Below are 4,283 nucleotides of genomic sequence, written 5' to 3' on the forward strand. Positions count from 1 at the left end.
CAGGGCGAGCCGCTGCCACCAGCGCAGGTTGATGCGCTGCGAGGACTCGACCCACTCGACCGCCTGGGCACCGTAGGAACCGACCGCATCGATCGGCGGGGGACTCATCCACAACGGCGGCGAGGCGTCCTCAGGCACGTCTGCGAACCCAGCCAGCCATGGAAAGGCTCGCAGGGCGTCAGGCTGCCAGAGAAGGCCCTCACGAGGCTCAGGAGCCGCGTCCTGGGCCGATCTTGGCCCAGGGGAGAGGGATGGGCAGGAGCGGGGACTCTGATGCGCGATTCCGCTCGGGATAACGGACGCGACGCCGGCGGCGAACGCTTTGTCGATCACCGCGGCCTGACCGGTTCGATCCGAGCACGCGCGATGCTCGGGCCTCCAGTTGGACAGGACCCAGGTCAGATCAGGCCGAAGCGATCGCGCGACCTCGTGACCCACGACCCACTCATCAGCGCTTGTCACCTCGACCCCGCACTGACCGCACGGGGCAGGCAGCCAGCCGGCAACGATGGCGCGGGCTTGGGTGACGCGCCTACCTGACCAGTCACTCATAGCGGTGGTTCTCCTCGCAGGGGTTGGACGCGCAGCCGACGAGCACCAGACACCGGGCATGGGAGGCCGGGTCGAGCAGGCCACGGTTGCGGGCGGTGGCGATGGCGTCACTGACCTGGTTGACCGACAGGCCCAGCTCGCGACCGATCTGCCCGGTGGCCATGCGGGCATGACCGTGCTGGTCGGTGAGGGACATGGCGAGGAACCCCACACGCTGCCACTGGTCCAGGCGAACGTTGTCGGCCTGGCACCGGTGCACGGCTCGGGCGGTGATGGTGGAGGACAGGACGATGGTGGTCACGAGGCCCTCCTCGGTTCGGTGGTGTTCCGGTCCTGCGGACCGGTGGGTAGATAGATAAGAGGGTCTGAGCCTGAGTTGTCCGCCTGGGCACGGACACCTGGGGTCAAGGTGTCCTGACTGGATACGGACACCTTGGGGTCAGTTGTCCGCTGTGGCACGGACACCTTGGAGCACCGGGCGCATGTACAGGCGGGCTTGTGAGCCTGGGCAGTACGTGGCTTGTGGCTGCGGCGGCAGGTGCTCTTCTCCTTGCCTCCCTGGACGTCGTACATCGGCACGACCAGACACAAGGCGTTGCTTCCCTCGGCGAGATAGTTCCAGTGCACGCACTGCCGGATCGCCTCGGACACCCGGCGCCGGTCCGGGAGCTCTGCGCCGGGGTGCACGAGTAGTTCAGCAAGCTCTCCTGGATCGAGCGGAGCATGGCCACCGACCTTGCGACGGCCGAGCGCTGCGAAGTAGACCCGAAGCGCGAGCGGGTGGTGAGGGTTGATCGCCTTGTCGAGCCAGTGACTGTTGCGGTGGGCTGAGAACTCGTCCCCGCCGAAGTCGATGCTCTTGGGTTTACTCACGCGACCACCCGCAACCGCGGCTCAGACGGTCCCCAGGTCTCGGCGAGCACCTGGACGACGACGTCGGGGTCTTCGTCCTGGATCAGCGCCACGGCGGCCCGGTTGCGGCACGCCTGGGCAGCCTCCTGGGCGCGCTGCCACTGCCGGCTCAGCTCGGAGTTGGATGCTTGCCCGTGATAGTCGTCGAGTCGGGGCTTGGCCCACTCGAACTCCTCGGCACGTCGAAGGAAGTAGATCTGGGTCGCACTGTTGAGAGCTTCCTGGATCACCCGGTGTTGGAAGTGGGCGACGTGGTCGGCGAGGTCGTCGCGGGTCACCATCGGCCACGACCAGGGTCAGCGGCCTCGAGGCCTGGGCCGGTCAGGACGACCTCGAACCCGTTCGCCTCGGCGGCCGCGATGACGTCGCGGGCGGTGCTCTCCTGCACGACGTGGCCGCGCCGGATCGTCGAGTAGGCGGGGGCTCTGCCAGTCACCTGCTCGACGAGTGACCTCGACCCGTATCCGCTGACCATTGAGCTGTAGCCGTCGAGGACCACGGCGATCCTGCGGCGCCTCATCGCTGTGCCTCGTAGTCGGCCAGCGCCTTGCTCAGGTGTTCGGAGGTGATGTGCCAGACGTTCTCACCGGCGAACCCGTAGGCCCGCATGGCGACGAAGCGGGCGCCGTAGTCGCTGAGGTCGTCGAAGATCTCGGGGAACTCGTGAATGAGCTTGCGTCTGGGTGCGCTCCGGCTGGCCTTGTCAGCTCTAGCGATCGCCCGGTTCGCGGTCGGGTCGCTTTGGTTGAACCGGCGCGCCATCAGGCCACACCTGCCTCGGGCGTGAGGAGGCGGGCTATGCGCTCGAGCTGCTGATCAGAGAGCGGGGGAGCATCGGCGAGCGCCCTCTCAACGTGGTCCTCGAGTCGGGCGGCTCGCAGGTTGCGACGGGCCTCGATGAGGTCGGGGTCATCGGCGGTACGGGAGCGGCTCAGGGTTGCGACCTGAGCTCGGTAGTGAGTCCAGGATGGACGGGTGGGCTTCATCTGCTACTCCGGGGTGCGAGAACTAGCGCTCATCCCGGAGAGGATGTGCTCGGGTGCTGACTCACTCTTATCGCGGTGCGCAGCGACACCGGAGTATTGAGTTGTTCGCCCCTGATTCTACAGCATCAAGGGACCTAGCCTGCGATAGTCACTCGACCGTCACCGACTGCGAAGACGCGCATGACTCGTGCGTTAGAGAAGGTGATGTTCGTGCGTCCGCAAGCGCAGGCGTAAGTGAGATTGCCAGTTTCGGGGTTGTTCGCCCTCCGGCTAGTCAGGCTTGGGCCATCAGTGCGGTGCTCAAGTCGCAGAATGTCCAGACGCCGTTGGCAGCGCTGACACTTGAGCGTGACTGACGCTGCGGCCGGAACCGCCGGCGTCCACGAGCCGCGTTCCGGATCGCGACGACTCACGACCGCCTCCACACGTAGCTGATCCGGTCGGGTGTCCACGGCGCGCCCTTGCTGCTCGGCGCGATGACGATCGCCTCGAAGAGTTGCTCGATGAGCGCGCGACGACGGTCGAGGTCGGGGGTGTCGAAGGCCTCGGCGCTGATGTGGGTCGGGCCTGTCGAGGTGACGAAGCGGTGCCGCTGAGCTGACAGCTCGGCTTGTTCGACCTCGAGCGCCTCGACCTGGGGGAAGACGATCGCCCCGGAGAGCTGCCCACGGTTGTATGCGGCCATCAACTCGCTGATCTTCTCGGGAATCTCCTCGAGTCGACCGGCTAGGGCGAAGGTAGGCGCCGGCGCCTCGATGGTCCCAACCTGACGAAGGCGAGCGGCCACTACCTCGGTGACGGTCTCGTCGGTCGGCACGCCTGAGATCGAGAGGGTGTGAGGGTCGGCCCCTTGAGTGCCGCCACAGGTGTAGGCGTGGCCGGTCAGGGTCGTCGTGCCGTACATGCGGTGCCCACAGTGCCCACAACGCACCACGCCCGAGAGTAGGTAGCGGCGCGCGCCGCGGCGACCGCCTGAGCGACCGCCACGGGAGGTCAGGGCTGCCTGTAGTTGGTCGTAGTCCTTCTGGCTCAAGATCGGCTCCCAGGCTCCTCGAACGTCGCGCCCCGCGGCGTCCCTCGCGATCTTGCCCTGATGGACGCGCCATCCGGCGAGCCGTGGACCTTTGAGCAGTTGCCTGAGTCCTCGGTGGTCCCACTCATTGCCTCGGGCGGTGCGCACGCCGGCAGCATTCCAGGCGCGACAAATCTGGTTCAGCCCGACGCCGGCCACGACGTCGGCCGCGGCTTGGCGGATCAGGTCGGACTCGACCGGATCGAGGGTGGCCTTGTCGTCGGCCCAGCCGAACGGTCGAGCGCCGTAGTTCACTGACCCCGCGCGAGCCTTCTGTAGATGAGCCCGTGCGATGCGCTCGCCGGCGCGCTCGGCCTCGGCGGCGTCCACGCTCGCCTTGATCCGGGCCACCATGCGACCGTCTGCCGTGCTCAGGTCGTCCTCCCCTGAGACCACGGTGACGATGCGGGTTCCGTGCTTGTCGTGGAGCTGGATCAGGTCCTCGAGTTCGAGCGGCCGGCGCGTGAGGCGGCTGTTGGAGTAGGCCACGATCACGTCGACGTCGCCGGCCTTGGCGGCAGCCAGTAGTGCGGTGAACTGAGGCCGCGCCTTCTTGCTGAGCGTGCTCGCGCTGATGTCGTTGTCGATGTAGATCGTGTTGGCCTCGAGGCCCTGCCGAGAGGCGAGGGTGCGGCAGTCCTCTTCCTGTCGATCAACGCCGACACGCTGACCTTCGGGGTCGCGGCTAATGCGGCAGTAGATACCCGCTCTTTTCATGGGTTCAGCATAACAGGTTTAGGTGCTATCGTTCCTCGACGAGT

General features: G+C 66.8%; 6 protein-coding genes. All 6 read right to left on the minus strand.

Features of this window, described 5'->3' with window-relative positions:
• Positions 1-544: 544 nt before the first annotated feature.
• Positions 545-853 (minus strand): hypothetical protein, encoded by a 309-nt coding sequence (locus VOI19_RS15205; RefSeq protein ID WP_323793810.1) that lies wholly within the window; start codon positions 851-853, stop codon positions 545-547.
• Entirely contained in the window at positions 850-1,425 is a 576-nt protein-coding gene (locus tag VOI19_RS15210) for a hypothetical protein (RefSeq protein ID WP_323793811.1), read from the minus strand. The genes VOI19_RS15205 and VOI19_RS15210 overlap by 4 nt, the downstream gene beginning before the upstream one ends.
• A complete protein-coding gene (locus VOI19_RS15215; protein WP_323793812.1) occupies positions 1,422-1,745 on the minus strand; it encodes a hypothetical protein in 324 nt (107 codons plus the stop codon). Before VOI19_RS15215 ends, VOI19_RS15210 begins: the two co-directional genes overlap by 4 nt.
• Entirely contained in the window at positions 1,739-1,963 is a 225-nt protein-coding gene (locus tag VOI19_RS15220) for a hypothetical protein (protein ID WP_323793813.1), read from the minus strand. The genes VOI19_RS15215 and VOI19_RS15220 overlap by 7 nt, the downstream gene beginning before the upstream one ends.
• 17 nt (positions 1,964-1,980) lie before the next feature.
• Positions 1,981-2,226, minus strand: coding sequence for a hypothetical protein (locus tag VOI19_RS15225; RefSeq protein ID WP_323793814.1), 246 nt, complete (start codon positions 2,224-2,226; stop codon positions 1,981-1,983).
• Between the two features lie 633 nt (positions 2,227-2,859).
• The gene (locus VOI19_RS15230) at positions 2,860-4,239 is read right to left on the minus strand and encodes a recombinase family protein (RefSeq protein ID WP_323793815.1); all 1,380 of its coding nucleotides are present in this window, start codon (positions 4,237-4,239) and stop codon (positions 2,860-2,862) included.
• Between the last annotated feature and the right edge of the window lie 44 nt (positions 4,240-4,283).

Origin of the sequence: Nocardioides sp. (assembly GCF_034670285.1) — a bacterium.
Taxonomy (GTDB): Bacteria; Actinomycetota; Actinomycetes; order Propionibacteriales; family Nocardioidaceae; genus Nocardioides.

Excerpts from the sequence above, each read along its gene's own strand:
- VOI19_RS15225 (WP_323793814.1), bottom strand. The coding sequence starts at position 2,226 with ATGGCGCGCCGGTTCAACCAAAGCGACCCGACCGCGAACCGGGCGATC.
- VOI19_RS15230 (WP_323793815.1), bottom strand. The coding sequence starts at position 4,239 with ATGAAAAGAGCGGGTATCTACTGCCGCATTAGCCGCGACCCCGAAGGT.
- VOI19_RS15215 (WP_323793812.1), bottom strand. The coding sequence starts at position 1,745 with ATGGTGACCCGCGACGACCTCGCCGACCACGTCGCCCACTTCCAACAC.